Annotated in this window: 20 protein-coding genes, 1 tRNA gene and 1 pseudogene; 5 read left to right on the plus strand and 17 right to left on the minus strand. The window is 68.6% G+C overall.

From position 1 onward, the window contains the following. Positions 1-5 precede the first annotated feature (5 nt). The 10 genes and pseudogenes from rplB to rpsL form a co-directional block, all read right to left on the minus strand. Positions 6-839: a 50S ribosomal protein L2 gene (rplB, locus tag AUC44_RS13100; protein WP_058975342.1), complete on the minus strand. Its 834-nt coding sequence runs from the start codon at positions 837-839 to the stop codon at positions 6-8. 13 nt (positions 840-852) lie between these two features. Then, entirely contained in the window at positions 853-1,140 is a 288-nt protein-coding gene (locus AUC44_RS13105) for a 50S ribosomal protein L23 (protein ID WP_062159138.1), read from the minus strand. Further along, positions 1,137-1,742: a 50S ribosomal protein L4 gene (rplD, locus tag AUC44_RS13110; RefSeq protein ID WP_062159139.1), complete on the minus strand. Its 606-nt coding sequence runs from the start codon at positions 1,740-1,742 to the stop codon at positions 1,137-1,139. The genes AUC44_RS13105 and rplD overlap by 4 nt, the downstream gene beginning before the upstream one ends. Positions 1,743-1,745: 3 nt before the next feature. Further along, a complete protein-coding gene (rplC, locus tag AUC44_RS13115) occupies positions 1,746-2,366 on the minus strand; it encodes a 50S ribosomal protein L3 (RefSeq protein ID WP_062159140.1) in 621 nt (206 codons plus the stop codon). Next, complete coding sequence (gene rpsJ, locus AUC44_RS13120; RefSeq protein WP_014685998.1) at positions 2,363-2,686, minus strand: 30S ribosomal protein S10; 324 nt, start codon at positions 2,684-2,686, stop codon at positions 2,363-2,365. Before rpsJ ends, rplC begins: the two co-directional genes overlap by 4 nt. 5 nt (positions 2,687-2,691) lie before the next feature. Further along, positions 2,692-3,908 (minus strand): annotated as a pseudogene (tuf, locus tag AUC44_RS13125) (elongation factor Tu). 365 nt (positions 3,909-4,273) lie between these two features. Beyond that, positions 4,274-4,702, minus strand: a complete 429-nt coding sequence (locus AUC44_RS13130) for a hypothetical protein (protein WP_062159141.1) — start codon at positions 4,700-4,702, stop codon at positions 4,274-4,276. Positions 4,703-4,810: 108 nt separating this feature from the next. Further along, the gene (gene fusA / locus AUC44_RS13135) at positions 4,811-6,904 is read right to left on the minus strand and encodes an elongation factor G (RefSeq protein ID WP_046843217.1); all 2,094 of its coding nucleotides are present in this window, start codon (positions 6,902-6,904) and stop codon (positions 4,811-4,813) included. Positions 6,905-7,153: 249 nt separating this feature from the next. Next, entirely contained in the window at positions 7,154-7,624 is a 471-nt protein-coding gene (gene rpsG, locus AUC44_RS13140; RefSeq protein ID WP_046843218.1) for a 30S ribosomal protein S7, read from the minus strand. Positions 7,625-7,760: 136 nt separating this feature from the next. Next, positions 7,761-8,162, minus strand: coding sequence for a 30S ribosomal protein S12 (rpsL, locus tag AUC44_RS13145; RefSeq protein WP_046843219.1), 402 nt, complete (start codon positions 8,160-8,162; stop codon positions 7,761-7,763). A gap of 327 nt (positions 8,163-8,489) precedes the next feature. Between rpsL and AUC44_RS13150 the strand changes: the two genes are divergently transcribed. Beyond that, a tRNA-Ser gene (locus AUC44_RS13150) sits at positions 8,490-8,579 on the plus strand. Between the two features lie 57 nt (positions 8,580-8,636). Here the strand turns inward: AUC44_RS13150 and AUC44_RS13155 are convergent. Next, the gene (locus AUC44_RS13155; RefSeq protein WP_062159142.1) at positions 8,637-9,068 is read right to left on the minus strand and encodes a hypothetical protein; all 432 of its coding nucleotides are present in this window, start codon (positions 9,066-9,068) and stop codon (positions 8,637-8,639) included. 77 nt (positions 9,069-9,145) lie between these two features. On the opposite strand from AUC44_RS13155, the gene AUC44_RS13160 reads away from it, so the two are divergent. The 4 genes from AUC44_RS13160 (at position 9,146) to AUC44_RS13175 (ending at position 13,296) form a co-directional block, all read left to right on the plus strand. Next, positions 9,146-9,967: an AAC(3) family N-acetyltransferase gene (locus AUC44_RS13160; RefSeq protein ID WP_062159143.1), complete on the plus strand. Its 822-nt coding sequence runs from the start codon at positions 9,146-9,148 to the stop codon at positions 9,965-9,967. 304 nt (positions 9,968-10,271) lie between these two features. Beyond that, entirely contained in the window at positions 10,272-11,981 is a 1,710-nt protein-coding gene (gene hflX, locus AUC44_RS13165; protein WP_062159144.1) for a GTPase HflX, read from the plus strand. Positions 11,982-12,079: 98 nt separating this feature from the next. Continuing rightward, positions 12,080-13,009, plus strand: a complete 930-nt coding sequence (locus tag AUC44_RS13170) for an endonuclease/exonuclease/phosphatase family protein (RefSeq protein WP_231724446.1) — start codon at positions 12,080-12,082, stop codon at positions 13,007-13,009. 80 nt (positions 13,010-13,089) lie between these two features. Then, positions 13,090-13,296, plus strand: a complete 207-nt coding sequence (locus AUC44_RS13175; RefSeq protein WP_046843224.1) for a hypothetical protein — start codon at positions 13,090-13,092, stop codon at positions 13,294-13,296. A 71-nt stretch (positions 13,297-13,367) separates the two neighbouring features. Here the strand turns inward: AUC44_RS13175 and AUC44_RS13180 are convergent, their stop codons facing one another. The 6 genes from AUC44_RS13180 to AUC44_RS13205 form a co-directional block, all read right to left on the minus strand. After that, positions 13,368-14,039, minus strand: coding sequence for a M48 family metallopeptidase (locus AUC44_RS13180; RefSeq protein ID WP_157445378.1), 672 nt, complete (start codon positions 14,037-14,039; stop codon positions 13,368-13,370). Between the two features lie 115 nt (positions 14,040-14,154). Further along, positions 14,155-15,018, minus strand: coding sequence for a KPN_02809 family neutral zinc metallopeptidase (ypfJ, locus tag AUC44_RS13185; RefSeq protein ID WP_062159146.1), 864 nt, complete (start codon positions 15,016-15,018; stop codon positions 14,155-14,157). 190 nt (positions 15,019-15,208) lie between these two features. Continuing rightward, positions 15,209-15,472, minus strand: a complete 264-nt coding sequence (locus AUC44_RS13190; protein WP_231724447.1) for a MarR family transcriptional regulator — start codon at positions 15,470-15,472, stop codon at positions 15,209-15,211. Next, positions 15,469-17,697 (minus strand): ferrous iron transport protein B, encoded by a 2,229-nt coding sequence (gene feoB, locus AUC44_RS13195; RefSeq protein ID WP_062159147.1) that lies wholly within the window; start codon positions 17,695-17,697, stop codon positions 15,469-15,471. Before feoB ends, AUC44_RS13190 begins: the two co-directional genes overlap by 4 nt. After that, complete coding sequence (locus AUC44_RS13200) at positions 17,694-17,924, minus strand: FeoA family protein (RefSeq protein WP_062159148.1); 231 nt, start codon at positions 17,922-17,924, stop codon at positions 17,694-17,696. The genes feoB and AUC44_RS13200 overlap by 4 nt, the downstream gene beginning before the upstream one ends. Before the next feature lie 90 nt (positions 17,925-18,014). Next, positions 18,015-19,034 (minus strand): D-alanine--D-alanine ligase family protein, encoded by a 1,020-nt coding sequence (locus AUC44_RS13205; RefSeq protein ID WP_062159149.1) that lies wholly within the window; start codon positions 19,032-19,034, stop codon positions 18,015-18,017. Positions 19,035-19,073: the final 39 nt, after the last annotated feature.

Here is a 19,073-nt window from a genome sequence, read left to right on the forward strand (position 1 = left end):
CTCCCTTACTTCCCGCCGCGGCGGGTGATGATGAAGCGGTCGCTGTTCTTGCGCTTCTTGCGGGTCTTCAGGCCCTTGGCGGGCTGGCCCCAGGGGCTGACGGGCACGCGGCCCGCGCCGGTACGGCCTTCACCACCGCCGTGGGGGTGATCCACGGGGTTCATGGCGCTACCGCGCTGGTGGGGCTTGCGCCCGAGCCAGCGGCTACGGCCGGCCTTACCGATGTTGATGTTCTTGTGCTCGGCGTTGCCGACGGCACCGATGGTGGCGTAGCACTCGCTGTGCACGCGGCGCAGTTCACCGCTGGGCAGACGCAGGATGACGTAGTCGCCTTCCTTGCCCTGCACCTGGATGCTGGTGCCGGCGCTGCGGGCGAGCTGGGCGCCCTTACCGGGGATCAGTTCCACGCTGTGCACGACGGCACCGACGGGCACGAAGCGCAGGGGCAGCGCGTTGCCGAGTTTGGGTTCGGCTTCGGGGCCCGAGTTCACCATGGCGCCGACCTGCAGGCCTTCGGGCGCGAGCACGTAGCGCTTCTCGCCGTCGACGTAGTTCAGCAGGGCGATGCGGGCGCTGCGGTTGGGATCGTACTCGATCGCGGCGACCTTGGCGGGCACGCCGGCCTTGTCGCGGCGCTTGAAGTCGATGATGCGGTACAGGCGCTTGTGACCGCCGCCGATGAAGCGGCTGGTGATGCGGCCACGGTTGTTACGGCCACCGGTCTTGGGGAGCGCCTCGGTGAGCGCCTTTTCGGGGCGCTTTTTGGTCAGTCCGCTGAAGTCCGCAGTCGTCATGTGGCGACGGCTGGGGGTGTAGGGACGGTATTTCTTGACGGCCATGTTCAGTCTCTCCTTAGGCCTGGCCTTCAAGGGCGGCGATGGTCTGGCCGTCGGCGAGGCGCACGATGGCCTTCTTGCGGTCGGCGCGGTGACCGATGAAACGGCCGACGCGCTTGCGCTTGCCAGGGACGTTCATGGTGCTGATACCGATGACGGTCACGCCGAACGCTTTCTGGATGGCGCCCTTGATCTCGGTCTTGGTGGCTTTGGGGCTCACCCAGAAGGAGTACACGCCGCGTTCCATGCCAGCGTAGGCTTTCTCGCTGATCACGGGGGCCTGGATGATGTCGTAGTGGCTCATGCCTCTTCCCCTTCCTGCGCGGGCTCAAGAACGACCGCGTCAATCACCAGGCGCTCGTGGCGCAGGATGTCGTAGGCGTTCAGGCCGGCGACGGGCAGCACGGTGGCCCAGGCGACGTTACGGGCGGCCTGGCGGGTCGCGGCGTCATCGGTGACGATGAGCACGCGCTCGCTGCCGTCCATGCCGTTCTCTTTGGCCCAGGCGACGAAGTTCTTGGTCTTGCCGTCCTGGTCGTAACCGTCGACGGCGATCAGCTTGCCGGCTTCCTGGCGGGAGGCCAGGGCCATGGCCAGACCCAGCTGACGGACCTTGCGGGGCAGGGTGTAGCCGTAGTTGCGGGGCTTGGGGCCGAAGGCCACGCCGCCGCCCACGAAGCTGGGGACGCTGCGGTCGCCGTGACGGGCGTTACCGGTGCCCTTCTGACCGTACATTTTCTTGCCGGTCTTGCTGACTTCCGCGCGGGTCTTGGTGCTGGCCGTGCCGCGGCGGCGGCTGGCGAGCTGCCAGGTCACGACGTCATGCAGGACGCCGCTGTTCACTTCCGGCAGGTCGAGGTCGATGGTACGGCCCCCGTTCTTGCCGATGACGTTGATCTGCGCCATGTCTTACTTGCCTCCCTTGGCAGCCTGACGCAGCACGACGAGGCCACCGTTGGCGCCGGGGATTGCACCCTTGACCAGGATGATGTTCTCGTCAGCGCGGATCTCGACCACTTCGAGGTTCTGGACGGTGATGCGCTCCATGCCCATGTGGCCGGCCATGCGCTTGCCTTTGTACACGCGGCCGGGCGTCTTGCGCTGGCCGATCGAACCGGGGCGGCGGTGCCACTTCTTGGAACCGTGGCTGGCGGGGCCGCCCTTGAAGTTCCAGCGCTTCATGACGCCCTGGAAGCCCTTACCCTTGCTGGTGCCGGTCGCGTCGATCTTCTCGCCTTCGGCGAAGATGTCGATGCTGACGGTGTCGCCTTCGGGGCTGAAGTCGCGGAATTCACGCAGGAAACGCACGGGGCTGACCCCGGCCTTCTTGAAGTGACCGGCTTCGGGCTTGTTGACGCTCTTTTCGCGCTTGGGCGCGTAGCCGATCTGCACGGCCTCGTAGCCGTCGCTGGCAGCGGTCTTGCGCTGCACGACGGGGCAGGGGCCAGCCAGCACGACGGTCACGGGAATGGCGCGGTCGCCCTTCCAGATCTGGGTCATGCCGATCTTGGTGCCGAGGATGCCCTTCATGCGCGGCCCCCGACGGTCTTGATCTCGATGTCCACGCCGGTGGGCAGGTCGAGGGTCATAAGGCTGTCGATGGTCTTCTTGGTGGGGTTCATGATGTCCACCAGACGGTTGTGGGTGCGGATCTCGAAGTGCTCACGGCTGTCCTTGTTCACGAAGGGGGAACGCAGGACGCAGAAGCGGCGGATGCGGGTGGGGAGGGGCACGGGGCCGCTCACGTCGGCGCCGGTGCGGCGCACGGTGTCCACGATCTTGCTGGCGGACTGATCCAGCGCCTTGTGGTCAAAGCCACGTAGTTTGATACGGATCTTGGGGGCAACCATGTCTATTACTCCAGGACCTTGGCGACGACGCCGGCGCCGACGGTACGGCCACCTTCGCGGATGGCGAAGCGCAGGCCCTCTTCCATCGCGATCGGCTTGATCAGTTCCACCACGAACGTGATGTTGTCACCAGGCATCACCATTTCCACGCCTTCGGGCAGTTCCACCACGCCCGTCACGTCCGTCGTGCGGAAGTAGAACTGGGGGCGGTACCCGCCGAAGAACGCGCTGTGACGCCCGCCTTCGTCCTTGCTCAGCACGTACACGCTGGCTTCGAACTTCGTGTGCGGCTTGATGCTCCCGGGCTTGGCCAGCACCTGGCCGCGCTCCACATCGTCACGCGCCACGCCACGCAGCAGCACGCCCACGTTGTCGCCCGCCATGCCGCTGTCCAGCAGCTTGCGGTGCATTTCGATCCCGGTCACGGTGGTCTTCTTCGTGTCGCGCAGACCGATGATTTCCACTTCGTCCTGGACCTTCACGACGCCACGTTCCACGCGGCCGGTCGCCACGGTGCCGCGGCCGGTGATCGTGAACACGTCTTCGACGGGCATCAGGAAGGTCTTGTCGGTGGCGCGCTCGGGGTGGGGATGTAGCTGTCCACCGCGTCGAGCAGTTCCCAGATGCGGTCAACCCAGTTGTTCTCGCCGCGGGCGGTCTTGGGGTTGGCCTGCAGGGCTTCGAGGGCCTGCAGCGCGCTGCCCTTGATGACGGGCAGGTCGTCGCCGGGGAACTCGTACTTGCTCAGCAGTTCGCGGACTTCCATTTCGACGAGCTCGAGGAGCTCTTCGTCGTCGACCATGTCCACTTTGTTCATGAACACGACGATGTAGGGCACGCCGACCTGACGGGCGAGCAGGATGTGCTCGCGGGTCTGGGGCATGGGGCCGTCGGCGCTGCTGACCACGAGGATGGCGCCGTCCATCTGGGCCGCACCGGTGATCATGTTCTTGACGTAGTCGGCGTGGCCGGGGCAGTCAACGTGGCTGTAGTGGCGGGTGGGGGTGTTGTATTCGACGTGGGCGGTGTTGATGGTGATGCCGCGGGCCTTTTCTTCGGGGGCCTTGTCGATCTGGTCATAGGCCAGTTTTTCGATGGTGGGGTCCATCGCGGCGGCCGTGAAGGTGATCGCGGCGGTCAGGGTGGTCTTGCCGTGGTCGACGTGACCGATGGTGCCCACGTTCACGTGGGGCTTCGTGCGCTCGAACGTTCCTTTAGCCATGTTCTTACTCCCTCCAAGAGGTGGATCTGCACGCAAAAGCGGCCCTTTGATCGGGGCTCCCCCGCGCATGTCGCAGGGTTCTGATGGTGCTGAACCACATTGGGTTGATTCTCGCCAGGGTAGTGTCCCACCGTGCTGGCCACGCTACGCCGCCTCTGCGCCCTGCGCCGGCGGTGGGTTAGGCCGCGGGGCAGTGCCGTGAGTCCACGGCGTACCGAAGAAGTATGTTACAGGATCACCTATCAAAGGGCAAGTGGGGATGAAGAGGTGGGTCATCCTGGGAAATTCCCGCCCAGCGGGCTACCGGCCCCAGATAGCAGCGGTCTGTCACGTGATGCGTGACAGACCGCTCGGGAACTGATGGGTCAGCGGCGGGTGTAGGCCACCACCTGCTTGTCGAACGCCCCGATGAGCATCACGATGCCCAGAATAGTGAAGATGGGGGGAATCAGCAGGCTGAACACACCCAGGACGATGCTGGAGACACGCCCCCAGTTGCGCCCCTCCAGAACAGCCCGGCGGGTGTAGTACACCCACAGGATCTGGACCATGGTCAGCACGAACGAGATCCACAGGGCCGTCTGGACCTGCGCGGGCGTCACGGTCAGGTCTGGGACGCCCATCTGCCGGACCATCTCGCCCGTCGTGTCGGTCAGGGTGGGTCCGGCGAACGGCAGGAACAGCAGGGTGATCGCCGAGTAGATCAGGTTGATCATCAGCGGCACGGTCAGGAAACCGATCCGGGGGGGAAGCGGTCCGCTCGGGGCAGCCGGGTTGGGGGTGGGCACCGTCATGGACGCAGCTTAGCGTGCGCGCCCTCTTGTCTGCCTGAAGCGAAAAAAGAGGAAGCCCCCGCAGTGGGGGCTTCCTCCGGCGTCACCCCGGTGCGGGGCGAGGCGGGTTTACTTCTTCATCAGCTGCTGGGCGATGTTGTTGGGCAGCTGGGTGTAGTGGTCGAAGAACATGGAGTAGCTGGCGCGGCCCTGCGTCTTGGAACGCATGTCGGTCGCGTAGCCGAACATCTCGCTCAGCGGCACGAAGGCCTTCACGATCTGCGCGTTACCGCGGGCTTCCATACCCTGGATCTGGCCACGGCGGCTGTTCAGGTCGCCGATGATGTCACCCATGTAGTCCTCGGGGGTGGTCACCTCGACGCGCATGACGGGTTCCAGGATGGCGGGGCTGCCCTTCTGGACGGCTTCCTTCAGACCCATCGAGCCGGCGATCTTGAACGCCATTTCGCTGGAGTCGACTTCGTGGTAGCTGCCGTCGTAGATGGTGACTTTCAGGTCCACCACGGGGAAGCCCAGCATGGGGCCGCTCTGCATGGCTTCTTCGATACCCTTCTGGGCCGGCCCGATGTACTCCTTGGGCACGGTGCCGCCGACGACGGCGTTCTCGAAGATGAAGCCCGCGCCGGGTTCCAGGGGTTCCACGCGCAGCTTGACGTGACCGTACTGACCGCGACCACCGGACTGGCGGGCGAACTTGCTGTCCACCTCGACCTGCTTGGTGATGGTTTCACGGTAGGCCACCTGGGGCGCGCCGACGTTCGCGTCGACCTTGTACTCGCGCTTCAGGCGGTCCACCAGGATTTCCAGGTGGAGTTCGCCCATCCCGGCGATGGTGGTCTGGCCGGATTCCTGGTCGGTTTCGACCTTGAAGGTGGGATCCTCTTCGGCGAGCTTCTGCAGGCCGATGCCCATCTTCTCCTGGTCGGCCTTGGTCTTGGGCTCGATGGCGAGCTTGATGACGGGCTCGGGCACGTCGATGCTCTCCAGCAGGACCTTGTCGTCGCCGTCGCCGATCAGGGTATTGCCGGTGCCGGCGTCCTTCAGGCCGATCACGGCGCCGAGTTCCCCGGCCTTCAGCTCGGTGACTTCCTCGCGGCTGTTGGCATGCATCTTCAGCAGACGGCCCACGCGCTCGCGCTTCTCCTTGCTGGCGTTGTACACGTAGCTGCCGGACTGCAGGGTGCCCGAGTAGATACGCACGAAGGTCAGGCGGCCCACGTAGGGGTCAGCCATGATCTTGAACGCCAGCGCGGCCAGCTTGCCTTCGGGATCGGCGGGGAACTCGATGGTGTCCTCGCTGTCCTCGACCTTGCCCTTGATGGCGGGCACTTCCAGGGGGCTGGGCAGGTAGTCGATGACGGCGTCGAGGAGCAGCTGCACACCCTTGTTCTTCAGGGCGCTGCCGCAGAGCACGGGGAAGATGCGCTTCTCGATGGTGCCCTTGCGCAGGGCGGCCACGAGCTGCTCCACGCTGGGTTCCTCGCCTTCGAGGTACATCATCATCAGGTCTTCGTCGACTTCAGCGGCCGCTTCGATCAGCTGGGCGCGCATCTCGGCGACCTTATCGAGGTACTCGGCCGGGATGTCGGTCTCCTCGATGTCGGTGCCCAGGTCGTTGGTGTAGAAGTGGGCGCGCTGACGCACGATGTCGATGATGCCCTTGAACTCGTTCTCGGCACCCATGGGGTACTGGACGGGCGCGGCGACGGCACCGAGGCGCTCCTTGATGTCATTCAGCACGAGCTCGAAGCTGGCGCCGGTCTTGTCCATCTTGTTGCTGAACGCGATGCGGGGCACGCCGTAGCGGTCGGCCTGACGCCACACCGTTTCACTCTGGGGCTCCACGCCCTGGCTGCTGTCGAACACCGCGACGGCGCCGTCGAGCACGCGCATGGAACGCTCCACTTCGATGGTGAAGTCCACGTGACCGGGGGTATCGATGATGTTCACGACGTATTCCTGGTCGGTGCCGCTGCGCTTCCACTTGGCGGTCGTGGCGGCGGCCGTGATGGTGATGCCGCGCTCGCGCTCCTGCTCCATCCAGTCCATGGTGGCGGCGCCGTCGTGCACTTCACCGATGTTGTGGGTGCGGCCGGTGTAGTACAGGATGCGCTCGGTGGTGGTGGTCTTACCGGCGTCGATGTGCGCGGCAATCCCGATGTTACGGAAGTGGGTGAGGTACTGCTGGGCTTTGGTGGTCATAAGACTCCCTATTGTGGCGGGTGACGTGTCTCGTCACCGTCAGTTGCGCTGGGTTTCGCTGCACGCGACATGGACGGCAGGGCGAACCTACCGTCCGAGAATTCCTGTGCGGGTGAGTGGGGGTGCGCCTCTCGCTGCACTTCGCGTCAACCGGGAAAGCGCCGCTTGCTGCTGCGTTCCGCGAGAGACCCACCTGCTTCCTGCTCGCTCCGCTCGGATCTCGGGGCCCGGAGGGCCCCTCGACCGGAATTACCAGCGGTAGTGCGCGTAGGCGCGGTTGGCTTCCGCCATGCGCTCCACGTCGTCTTTCTTCTTGATGGCGCCGCCACGGCCCTGGGCAGCGTCCATGATCTCGCCGGCGAGGCGCTCGACGGCGGTGCGCTCGGGACGGCTGTCCACGGCGCTGATCAGCCAGCGCAGGGTCAGGCTCTGCTTGCGGCGCTCGCTGGGCTCGACGGGCACCTGGTAGGTGCTGCCGCCCACGCGGCGGCTGCGGACTTCCACGCGGGGTTTGACGTTGTCGTACGCCTGGCGGAAGATCTTCAGGGACTCCTGGCCAGTGCGCTCCTGAACGAGCTTCATGGCTCCGTAGAAGATGCGGCTGGCGAGGTTCTTCTTGCCATCACGCATGATGCGGTTGATCAAAGCGCTCACCAGAACGTCCTGGTAGACCAGGTCGGGCTGGATGACGCGCACTTCAGCTTGGCGGCGACGTGCCATGGTTGACTCCCTTGAGGCTCAGGTCCCACACGCGGTGGGGTGAGCGCGCGCACTTCAGGCGCGAATATGCTGCTTCATTGGCATCACCCCTGTGGGGGATGGGTTCGGGCGTGCGCCGCGGTGCGGCGCGGCGGCCTTACTTCTTCTTCGCGCCCGCGGCAGCGCCGGCCTTGGGCTTCTTGGTGCCGTACTTGGAACGGCTCTTGTTGCGGTCCTTGACGCCCTGGGTGTCGAGGCTGCCGCGCACGATGTGGTAACGCACACCGGGAAGGTCCTTCACACGGCCGCCGCGGATCAGCACGACGCTGTGCTCCTGCAGGTTGTGGCCTTCACCGGGGATGTACGCGGTGACTTCGAAGGCGCTGGACAGACGCACGCGGGCGATCTTACGAAGCGCGGAGTTCGGCTTCTTGGGGGTGGTGGTCTTGACGACCGTGCACACGCCGCGGCGGAAGGGGCTGCCCTTCAGGGCAGGAACCTTGCTCTTCTTCTGGATCGTCTTGCGACCCTTACGGAGCAGTTGCTGGGTAGTAGGCAGGGGAAATCACTCCTCATCTGGTTCGGCCGCAGCGCGCCGGGTGGCGGCGCGGGCCGGGGGGCGGGTGGCCACCCACGCGTACGGGGCGGCACTGGGTTGACTCATGCGGGCTTGGAGGTGATCACGCACCACTCGGGGCTGCGCGCGCCGGTGGTGGCATGCCGAAAAACCCCCCTGGTGCAACCCGGTACCGGGGCAGTTTTCAACCTTGAAAGCATACGCCTTCCCCGCAGGCCAGTGCAAGCGGGACGTGAAGCCCCGGGAGTAGCGCGCCGCGGGAAGGGCGTGCTATGCTCCCCGTCACCCGTTCAGGCAATCATCAGGTGCGGAGAGGTGCCAGAGTGGTTGAATGGGTCGGTCTCGAAAACCGAAGTAGTCGCAAGGCTACCGTGGGTTCGAATCCCACCCTCTTCGCCAACAGAAAGCCCCCAGGTCAACGCCTGGGGGTTCTTCATTGCCTTAGGAGGCAGGCCGTCAATTGAGGCGCAGGCCGCGCCAGTGTTGCAGGAGCGCCGCCTCCCGCGCGGCGTGCAGGACCGCCCCGTGGGCTTCGCGCTGCGCGGCAGCAGAGAGGGGCAGGAACAGCGCGTCATACAGCGCCTGCCCGGCGCGGGTGAGGTTCACAAGTTCGTCCCGCCACGCCTGCGCGCCCGCCGGCTGCCAGCCCTGCGGGTCGGTCGGGTCGCTGAGCAGCGCGTGCGGGTCGGCGAGGCGCAGCGCGGTGAGTTCCAGCGTGTGCCGCAGCGCCATGACCCGCCCGGCCAAGCCAGGGGCCGCGCGCAGGTCGTCCAGGGTCAGGGCGTGTGCGGCGCGCAGCAGACCGTCGCCAGGTGCGCTGAACAGGCCCGACAGGCCGTCCGGGCCGTACAGCACCTCACGCAGGGTTTCACGCAGCAGGTCCGGCATCGCCGCACAGTACGTCACTTGACCCATGTGCGTTCCGGGGGCGGCCGGTACGCTGCGGGCATGCGTCAGGAAACCCCATGCCAGGGAACAGCGTGAGCGAGGCCGACATCATCGCCCGGACGGACACACCGCGCACCCGCGCGACCCTGGCGGGCGACCTGCGCCGCCTGGGCGTGCAGCCGGGCGACACGCTGATCGTGCACGCCAGCCTCAGCAGCCTGGGCTGGGTGGCGGGCGGCGCGGCAGCCGTCGTGCAGGCGCTTCAGGACGCGGTCGGGCCGCAGGGCACCCTGGTCGTGCCGACCTTCACCCTGAACCTGACCGACCCGGCCGGGTGGGGCCGGACGAAGGTGCCCCAGGCGTGGTGGCCGGTCATCCGAGCCGCGTTGCCCGCCTTCGACCCGGCGGTGACGCCCAGCCGGGGCATGGGCTGCGTCGCGGAGACGCTGCGGACGTGGCCGGGCGCGCGGCGCAGCGACCACCCGCACAGCTCGTTCGCCGCATGGGGCCGCCACGCCGAGCACGTCACGGCGGATCACCCGCTGGCGTTCTCGCTGGGCGAGGGCTCGCCCCTGGCCCGCGTGTACGACCTGAACGGCCGGGTGCTGCTGCTGGGCACCGACGTGAACACCAGCCTGCACCTCGCGGAGGTGCGCGCCGGGCAGCGGCCCACCGTGCCCTTCAGCGGCCCGGTCCTGGCCGGGGGTGAGCGGCGCTGGGTGACCTTCGACGAGGCGGACTACCACGAGCAGGCCTTCCCGCCCGTCAAGGCGGCGTTCGAGGCGACCGGCGCGGTGACTGTTGGACAGGTCGGTTCCGCGACTGCCAAGTTGATGTCGCAGCGCGCCCTGGTGGACTTCGCCACGAGGTGGTGGCGCGACGGGATGACCGAAGCATAGCCATCTGCCATCAGCTATCGACCTGCACCTACGTCAGGTGGCCGATGCGCCCCCGATCGCCTGCCCCGTACCCTGGGGGCACGATGATCAAGAATTTCAAGTGAACCCACACGTTTGCCCCTGACCTGCGGCGCTAAACTGACGTCAATGCAGGCATGGCCGCGCCCCCAGTTCCAGCGTGAAAGCTGGGCGGGGCTGCTGACGGCCCGGCAGTGTGCCCTTCACCTCTCTCCCCTGTTCTGCTCTGCCCTCCCGGCGGGTGGAACGGGGCCAGTATTCAAGGAAGTGACCAGCTATCGATAAAGTGCATGGCAATACGTCGGGCCTCCGCCCGGCCCAGATGAAAGCCCTCGGGAACCTGTACCGCCGCCGGATCGAACCGGGCCGGGTGGGCTCGCCGGAACTCGCGCGGAACCTCGCGGAACTGTCGAACGACGTGCGGCGCGAGGTGGGCGTCCTGATTGACCGGCGGGGCCGCGTGATCTCGGTCAGCGTGGCGGACGCCAAGGGCACCGAGTTCCCGGACCTGCGCATGGGCGAGAACCGCCTGTCTGGTTTCCACCTGCTGCACACTCATCCGCGCGGCGGGGCGCTCAGCAAGGGCGACCTCTCCACGCTGTTCCTGAAGCGCCTGGACGCCGTGTCCGCCATCGAGGTGCGGAACGAGGGCCAGCCGGGGCTGATCCATACGGCGCACCTGACGCCGCCCGGCACGGTCGGGGAGGAGGAGGACTGGCGCATCCTGCCGCCCGTGCCCGCCTTCCAGATCGACGAGTTCGACCTGGGCGCCCAGGTGCAGGCGCTGGAGGAAGAAATTGCCCGCGCGGCCCGCACGCGCGTGGCGAAGAAGGACCACGAGCGCGCGATTCTCGTGCAGATCGACCAGGGTGAATTCGACGCGGAGGACCGCCTAGACGAGCTGGCCGAACTGGCCCGCACCGCCGGGGCGGAGGTCGTGCACCGCGAACTGGTGTTCCGCCGCAACCTGAAGCCCGGCACGCTGGTCGGCGCAGGGAAACTGGAAGAACTGACCAGCCGCGCGTACCACCTGGACGCGGACCTGCTGATCTTCGGGCAGGAACTCGGGCCCGCGCAGGCGCGTGAGATCGAGGCGGCGACGGGCCTGAAGATCATCGACCGCACGCAGCTGATCCTGGATATCTTCGCGCTGCACGCGCAGGGTGTGGAGTCCCGACTGCAGGTTGAACTGGCGCAGCTGCGCTACATGAAGCCGCGCCTGCTGGGTGCCGGGGCGGCCCTGTCCCGCATCGGCGGGGGCGGGGGCAGCGCGGGCGGCGGCGCGATCGGCACACGCGGCCCCGGCGAGACGAAGCTGGAGCTGGACCGCCGCCGCATCAACGACCGCCTGAGCTTCCTGGAGAAGCAACTGGAAGGTGTGGCGCAGCGCCGCGAGGAGCGCCGCAAGGGCCGCGAACGCAACGCCGTACCCGTGATCAGCATCGTGGGGTACACGAACGCCGGGAAGAGCACGCTGCTGAACGCGTTTACGCACGCCGCGGAGGAACCCCGCCGGGTGCTGGCGGAGAACAAGCTGTTCGCCACGCTGCGCCCCACCAGCCGCCAGGGCTACCTGGAAGGCATCGGGCCGGTCGTCCTGACCGACACGGTGGGCTTCATCCGCGACCTGCCCAAGGACCTGACCCGCGCTTTCCGCAGCACGCTGGAGGAGATCGGGGACGCGGACGTGCTGCTGCACGTCGTGGACGCCGCCAGCCCCGGCGCGGACACCCGCCTGGACGCCGTGAACCGCATCCTGGAGGACCTGGGCTTCCGGGACATGCCGACCGTCGTGGCGCTGAACAAGGCCGACGCGGCCGACCCGGAGGCGCTGGAGCGTGAACTGGAGCGCACGGGAGGCATTGCCGTCAGCGCCCTGAAGAACCGTGGGCTGGCCGAGCTGAAGGAGGCCCTGGCGGACGCCGTGTCGGGCGTGCAGCGCGCCGAACTGGCCCGCCAGGAGGAAGCCCGCGCGCTGGCCGCGCAGTACCGGTAACGGACCTGCTCCGCAGGAGAGTGGACGTCACGGGGCGCCCACCCTCTCCCCTTTTGTGTGGACGCGCGGGGCAGGCGGCAGGCGGCACACTGCGCGCTGTGCGTGTCCACCTGCCTGCCCTGCCGCTCCTGACGCCGGTCCTCGTGGCGATCGGCTGGGCGCTGGGTGAGCTGATCGGCGAGCGGACGCTGCCCACCCTGCTGCTCGCCTACGTCCCGCCGCTGCTGTGGGTGCTGCTGTGCCTGCCGGCGCTGGCCTGGGCGGCGTGGCGTGGCCGGGGGCGCGGCGTGGCGCTGGCCGCGCTGCTGCTGGCGGCCTGGGCTGCGGGTTTCCTCCACTGGCGGCCGCAGCAGGCGGGCGGGCTGCGGGTGGTGACCTTCAACGTGCTGGGCGGCGAGCGCATCACCCCGGCCGAACTGGGCGCGAGGCTGCGCGCCCTGAATGCCGACGTGATCCTCCTTCATGAAGCCCGCTTTCACGACCCTGCCTTCGAGGCGCAGCTGCGGGCCGCACTGCCCGGTTACCGCGCCGTGCGCGCGCAGGAGGTCCTGACCCTCACCCGGCTGCCGCTGCTGGGCACCGACACGCGCCCCCTGCCGGGTCTGAACCGCGCCGCGCTGGTGACCCGCCTGCGCTGGGAGGGCCACCCGCTGACGGTCGTGAACGCCCATCCGGGTGCCGTGCAGGTCAGTGCCGCCCTGCGCGACCCGGCCCGGCTGCGCCGCTCCCGCGACCTGCGCGCCGCGCAGCTGGACGTCCTGACCGCCCTGACGCGCCGCACGCCCGGCCCCCTGATTCTGGGCGGCGACCTGAACACCCCGCCGCGAGGACCGGCGTACCGGGCGCTGCGGCAGGCGGTCGGCCCCGACGCCTTTCAGCGTGCCGGGCGCGGCCCCGGCTGGACGTACCCCGGCCTGGGCCTGCGCATCGACCACCAGTTCAGTCGCGGCCTGCGCGCCTCCCGCGCCCGCGTGCTCCCGTGGACCCTCAGCGATCACCGACCCCTGCTGGTCGAGTACCGACCCTGAAGCCCGCTTCATGCACCTCGGGGGTTTATCGCACCCTGGCGCGGCACACTGACGGTCATTCCCACTCAGGAGGTGCCCCGATGACTGGACCGTACGACCGTCCGCCCGCCCCCGCATCCGAACCCACCGACATGCCCACGCCGATGCCCGAGCAGATGCCCGGCACCGGTGACAGCGGCCCCGTGATGGACCCCCCGGTGAACCCGGATACCCCCGGGATGCCCGAGCCGCACCCCACGCCCAATCCGGACACGCCCGGCATGCCGGAGCCGATGCCCGCGATGTAAAGCGGTTTCAGTGTTTGAGGGTCGAAGAGTCCAAGGCGATGAATTCCTTGGACCCTTCGACCCTTTGACCCTTAGAGGGTGTGGCCGTACTCCTTCAGCCACGCCCGGTGCGCCGGCCAGCCGGGCATCAGCCGGGTGACGTGCGCCCAGTAACGTGCGGAGTGGTTCAGTTCGAGCAGGTGCGCGGCCTCGTGCAGCGCGACGTAGTGCAGGACCTCAGTGGGCGCGCGGGTCAGTTTCCAGTGCAGGCGGATACTCCCGTCGGCCGAGCAGCTGCCCCAGCGGGTGCGGGTATCGCTGATATGCACGCCGCTCAGGCGGTCGGCTGCGCCGAGCCTCGCCGCGTACTCCTGCACCAGCGTGCGGTAGGGGGCGGCGCAGGCGCGGCGCGTCCAGGCGGTCAGGGACGTCTCGGCATTCTGGGCGGGCAGGTGCAGGGTGGTCCCGTCACGTTCCGGGCGGGTGCGGGTCGCGTCCAGGTGCAGGGTCAGGTCCTGTCCCAGGAAGGGGACGCGCTGTCCGGTCTGCGGGGCGGGGCGCTGCGGGGGCCGGGCAGCGTACCCGGCGAGGTGCCCGGCGACCCAGTCGCGGCGGGCGTCCAGAATGTCGCGCAGCTGGGACAGCGGAACGCGGGTCGGGGCGAAGAGCGTCACGGCGCCCGGCGTGACCTGCACCGCCACCGTGCGCCTCCGGGCGCTGCGTCTGATCTGCACGGGTACGCCCGCGACCTCCCATCCCGTCATGCCCCCAGGAAAGCGCATGGGGCACCTGGGTGTGGTGAGCCCCGTCACGCCCTGGCATCGCAAGGGGGCGCACCGGGTCTCCCCAGTGCGCCCCGCCTCCGACTGGCAGCGCCCCTTACAGCTGGTTGTAGTTCACGTTGAAGGTGTCGCAGCCGTTCGGGTTGCCGCTCTTGAAGCCGGTCATGAACCACTTGACGCGCTGCGCGGCGCTGCCGTGCGTGAAGGAGTCGGGGGCGACGTAGCCCTGACCCTGCCGCTGGAGGTTGTCGTCGCCGATGGCCTCGGCGGTCGCCACGGCTTCCTGCACGTCCGCCTGGGTGATCTTGGCGTCCTGCTGGGTCTTGTTGCCCCACACCCCGGCGAAGCAGTCGGCCTGGAGTTCCAGGCGCACGCTGTAGCTGTTCGCCTCGGCCTCGGTACGGGCGCTGCGCTGACGGCGCTCGACCTGATCGCTGATGCCCAGTTCGTTCTGCACGTGGTGGCCGACCTCGTGGGCGATCACGTAGGCGTACGCGAAGTCGCCACCACCACCCAGCTGGCGGTCCATCTGCGTGAAGAAGCTGGTATCGAGGTAGATCGTCTGATCGGCCGGGCAGTAGAAGGGCCCGACCGCGCTGTTGGCCTGCCCGCAGCCGGTCGCCGTGCCGCGCACATAGCGCACGAGGCGAGGGTCGTTGTAGGTCCGCCCGGCCTGCTTGAAGACGTCGTCCCACACGAGGTTGGTGTTGCGGTAGATCTGATTGACGAACTGGTACGCCTCGTCGTTCGCGGCGGGCTGCGTCTGGTTGCTCTGACTCTGAGTCTGCGTGTCGTTCCCGCCGCCCAGGATGTCACCCGGGTTGATGCCGAAGAACATGGCGATCAGGGCGATGATCAATCCGCCCACGCCGCCCACGGCAATGCCGCCGCCGGGCAGCCCTCCACCGCCACTGCGATTTTCTGCGTTCCCACCACTGCCGGGAAGATTCTTCCAGTCCATACCCTGCCCCTTTTGACTCCGCGTGAATTCGGCCAGTGCGGGCACGGGTGCGCCACGTGATCCGCTGTGCCGTTGATGCCTTTATTGTAGGAAGGGGTACGTGCTGGACGTCTGATCTCACCTTTAGGCTTTGCAGTGGAGACGTTGAGGCTTCAGCCCAGCCGCTTCAGGTACGCCGCGCCGCGCGGGGTCAGGCGCAGCAGGTGCAGGGGGGTTCGGTGCTGTCGGCGTTGCGGCACATACTTTTCAGGGCGCAGGGGCCGCAGGCGCAGCTGTCCTGCTGCGGGGCGGCGTCCTGCACGTACCCGCCCGAGCGGAGGGTGCGCAGCATGCCGCTCAGGGCGTCCGGGGTGCTGCCCAGCGCGCGGGCGAGTTCGTCCGGGGTGCGCGGCTGGATGCCGATGGCGTGCAGCAGCGCGCCCAGCGGGCTGGCGGGGGGGCGGGCAGCGGTCACAGGACGGCCCGGGCGAGCTGGTACACGAGGAACGCGGCGATCCAGGCGGTGGCGAGCTGGTACGCGACGGTCGTCCACGCGAATCGGCGCCCGTGTTCCTGCGCCAGCGCGCCCACCGTGGCGATGCATGGGGTGTACAGCAGCACGAACACGAGGTAGCTCAGGCCGCTGGCGGGCGTGAACGCGCGGGCCAGGGCGGTGGCCAGGGGGGTGTTCAGGTCCCCGGTGGCGTCGGCGTTCAGGCTGGGCAGCGCGAGGATGGTGGGAAGGGCGCTGACGCTGGCGACCACGGCGTCCCAGGTGGCCCTGCCCGCCTGCACGACGCCGTCCACGAGCCCGAGGGGAGCAGGGCGGGCGGCCTGTTCCCCCAGGTAGATCTGCCCGAGGGTCCCGACGACGACCTCCTTGGCGATGAAGCCGGGCACGAGCGCGCCGGTCGCCTGCCACGTGCCGAAGCCCAGCGGCGCGAAGATCGGGGACATGGCCTGACTGACGCGCCCGAACAGGCTGTCCTGCGGGGCAACCGTGGCGAAGCTGGCGCCGCTCACGGCAGGAATGGCGAGCAGCAGCCACACGCCCGCGACGGTGGCCAGCACCGTGGTGCGGGCGCGCTTAGCGAAGCTGGCGGTGCGGCGCCACGCGTGCTTCCACAGGACCTGCGCGGTGGGGAAGCGGTACGGGGGGAGTTCCAGCAGCACGCCGCTGCCCTCGGCAGGGTAGCTGGTGCGGCGCAGCACGAACGCGAAGGCCAGGGCGACCAGCATGCCCAGGGTGTACATGGCCCACACGAGCAGGCTGGCCTGCCGGGGAAACAGCGCGGCGGCGAACACCACGTACACCGGCAGCCGCGCCGAGCAGCTCATGAACGGCAGGATCATGCTGACGAGCAGGCGGTCGCTGCGGCGTTCCAGGGTGCGGGTGGCGTACACGGCGGGCACGTTGCACCCGAAGCCCAGGATCAGGGGGATGAACGCGCGGCCGTCCAGGCCGACGCTGCGCATGGCACGGTCCATCAGGAATGCCGCGCGGGCCATGTAGCCGCTGTCTTCCAGGAAGCTCATGGCGAGGTACAGCACGAGCAGGGTGGGCAGGAAGCTCAGGACGGTGCCCACGCCGGGAATGATCGCGCCGGTCACGAGGTCGCGGGCCAGCGGGAACCACGCCAGGGCGGCGCTGGCCCAGCCGGTCAGGGTGTCCTGGAGGGGGCCGCCGATCAGGTCCACGAAGGGCGCGGCGACCGTGAAGGTCAGGCGGAATACCAGCAGCACGAGCGCCAAGAAGAGCGGGATGCCCAGCCAGGGGTGCAGCGCCAGCGCGTCCAGGCGTTCGGTGACGGTGCGCCGCGCCTGGGCCTGTGGAGCGGCGGCGCGGGCGATGTCCCCGGCCAGCGCGTAGCGCGCCTCGGCGATCTCGATCAGCGGGTCGAAACCCTGGGTGTCCAGTTCGCGCAGCTGCGCGTCGGCGGCCTGCACGAGCGCCGCGTGCCCGGTGGCGTTCAGGCGGCCGCGCACGCTGGGGTCGCCCTCCAGCAGCGTCAGGGCCAGGTAGCGGTGCGCGTGGGGGGGCAGGGTGTCCACGCCGACCATGCGGGCGGTCAGGGCCTCCACGGCCAGTTCGATGGCCTCGGGGTAACGCACGCCGATGCCCAGCGTGGCGTGGCCCAGGGCGCCGTCGAGCACGGCGTCCGTGCCGCGTGCGCGACTGGCGACCGTCTCGACGACCGGCACGCCCAGCAGGCGCGACAGCGCGCGGGAGTCCACCTGCACGCCCTTCTCGCGCGCCTCATCCACGAGGTTCAGGGCCACGGCGACCGGCAGGCGGTAGTCCATGAGCTGGAGCGTCAGGTAGAGGTTGCGCTCCAGGTTCCCCGCGTCCAGGACGTTCAGCACGGCGTCCGGGGCCTCGTCGAGCAGCGCGGTGCGGGTGATGAGTTCCTCGGGGGTATGCGGGCTCAGCGAGTACGCGCCGGGCAGGTCGAGGAGGTGCACGCGCCGCCCGGCGTGGTTCAGGTGCGCCTCGCGCTTCTCGACGGTCACGCCGCTCCAGTTGCCGACCTTCAGGTTGGTGCCGGCCAGGGCGTTGATCAGGGTCGTCTTGCCCACGTTGGGGTTCCCGACCACCACCACGCGCGGCTCCCGCGCGGCCTTCAGGCGAGCCAGGGTGTCGGCGCAGGCGGCCTCGTCGGGAATCAGGGTGGGGGGCCGGGTCACGGCGGGGGCGGTCACGCGCGCACCCGGATCAGACGCAGGTCGTCTGCGCGCAGGGCCAGCAGCGTCGCGCCGACGCGCAATTCCACCGGGTCACCCAGCGGGGCGCGGCGCACGACCGTGACGGGCGCGCCCCGCACGAAGCCCAGTTCCATCAGGCGGCGGCGCAGCGGGTGGGCGGGGTCGAGGGCCACGACATGCGCGGTCTGACCGGGCGCCAGTGAGTCGAGGGGCACATCCGGCATATACCCGAGTATACAGATACGGATTAACAGGAAGTAAAGAGCGGCCGGCCCCACCACACCGGGGGACCGGCCGCACCCAGGTCAGATCACTCAGCGGTCTTCGAGCGCCAGCTCGACCAGCCGGGTCACCAGCGCGCTGTAGTTCAGGCCCGCCGCCTCGAACAGCTTGGGATACATGCTGGTCGTCGTGAAACCCGGCATGGTGTTCACCTCGTTCAGCAGCAGCTCACCGGTCTCCTCGACGTAGAAGAAGTCCACGCGGGCCAGTCCCGCACAGTCCAGCGCGCGGAATGCCCTCAGGGCCAGCGTCCGGATCTGCTCGGCGACCTCGGGGGGTAGCGGCGCGGGGATGTGCATGCTGGCGCGGCCCTCGGTGTACTTCGTCTCGTAATCGTAGAAATCCGCGTCGAAGCGCAGTTCCCCGACCGGACTAGCGATGGGCGCGTCGTTGCCCAGAATACCGACCTCGACCTCGCGGGGCTTGTGGGCGGTCATGGCCTCCAGGATCACGCGGCGGTCCAGACTGAACGCCAGGTTCAGCGCGCCGTCCAGGTCCTCGGCGCGGGCGACCTTGCTGATCCCCACGCTGGAGCCCAGGTTCGCGGGCTTCACGAACAGCGGGTAGCCCAGCGCGGCGGCACGTTCACGTACGGTGTCCGGCTGCGCCTGCCACTCGCGGCGCACCGCCAGGGCCCACGCGACCTGCGGGATGCCGGCCGAGGCCAGCACCTGCTTGGTCATGATCTTGTCCATGCTGACCGCCGAACCCAGCACGCCGCTGCCCACGAAGGGAATCCCGGCCAGGGTCAGGAGGCCCTGCACGGTGCCGTCCTCACCCATCGGGCCGTGCAGCAGCGGGAAGACGGCGTCGTAGCCCTCGGCACTCGCGGCGCGGTGCAGCACCAGATCACCGCCGGTCGGGGCCTCGCCGGATTCCAGGGCGCGCTGGGTTTCAGTGGGGGGCAGCCAGCGGCCCTGCTTGCTGATGACCACGGGCGTCACGTCGAACTGATCGCGGGGCAGGGCGTTCAGGACGCTGCGGGCACTCATGAGGCTGACCTCGTGTTCACCGGACTGGCCCCCAGCCAGCAGCAGGATGCGCTTCTTCACGCGGCGCAGTATGCCACGCTCTTCTGCGCTACACACGAT

Origin of the sequence: Deinococcus actinosclerus, from assembly GCF_001507665.1 — a bacterium.
Lineage (GTDB): Bacteria > Deinococcota > Deinococci > Deinococcales > Deinococcaceae > Deinococcus > Deinococcus actinosclerus.

What these genes read in the sequence shown, in the direction of transcription:
- rpsG (WP_046843218.1), bottom strand. Translation starts at nt 7,624, where the DNA reads ATGGCACGTCGCCGCCAAGCTGAAGTGCGCGTCATCCAGCCCGACCTG.
- rpsJ (WP_014685998.1), bottom strand. Translation starts at nt 2,686, where the DNA reads ATGGTTGCCCCCAAGATCCGTATCAAACTACGTGGCTTTGACCACAAG.
- AUC44_RS13200 (WP_062159148.1), bottom strand. Translation starts at nt 17,924, where the DNA reads ATGCCGGATGTGCCCCTCGACTCACTGGCGCCCGGTCAGACCGCGCAT.
- AUC44_RS13175 (WP_046843224.1), top strand. Translation starts at nt 13,090, where the DNA reads ATGACTGGACCGTACGACCGTCCGCCCGCCCCCGCATCCGAACCCACC.
- ypfJ (WP_062159146.1), bottom strand. Translation starts at nt 15,018, where the DNA reads ATGGACTGGAAGAATCTTCCCGGCAGTGGTGGGAACGCAGAAAATCGC.
- fusA (WP_046843217.1), bottom strand. Translation starts at nt 6,904, where the DNA reads ATGACCACCAAAGCCCAGCAGTACCTCACCCACTTCCGTAACATCGGG.
- AUC44_RS13155 (WP_062159142.1), bottom strand. Translation starts at nt 9,068, where the DNA reads ATGCCGGACCTGCTGCGTGAAACCCTGCGTGAGGTGCTGTACGGCCCG.
- AUC44_RS13180 (WP_157445378.1), bottom strand. Translation starts at nt 14,039, where the DNA reads ATGACGGGATGGGAGGTCGCGGGCGTACCCGTGCAGATCAGACGCAGC.
- AUC44_RS13130 (WP_062159141.1), bottom strand. Translation starts at nt 4,702, where the DNA reads ATGACGGTGCCCACCCCCAACCCGGCTGCCCCGAGCGGACCGCTTCCC.
- rplC (WP_062159140.1), bottom strand. Translation starts at nt 2,366, where the DNA reads ATGAAGGGCATCCTCGGCACCAAGATCGGCATGACCCAGATCTGGAAG.
- AUC44_RS13105 (WP_062159138.1), bottom strand. Translation starts at nt 1,140, where the DNA reads ATGAGCCACTACGACATCATCCAGGCCCCCGTGATCAGCGAGAAAGCC.
- rplB (WP_058975342.1), bottom strand. Translation starts at nt 839, where the DNA reads ATGGCCGTCAAGAAATACCGTCCCTACACCCCCAGCCGTCGCCACATG.
- rplD (WP_062159139.1), bottom strand. Translation starts at nt 1,742, where the DNA reads ATGGCGCAGATCAACGTCATCGGCAAGAACGGGGGCCGTACCATCGAC.
- AUC44_RS13160 (WP_062159143.1), top strand. Translation starts at nt 9,146, where the DNA reads ATGCCAGGGAACAGCGTGAGCGAGGCCGACATCATCGCCCGGACGGAC.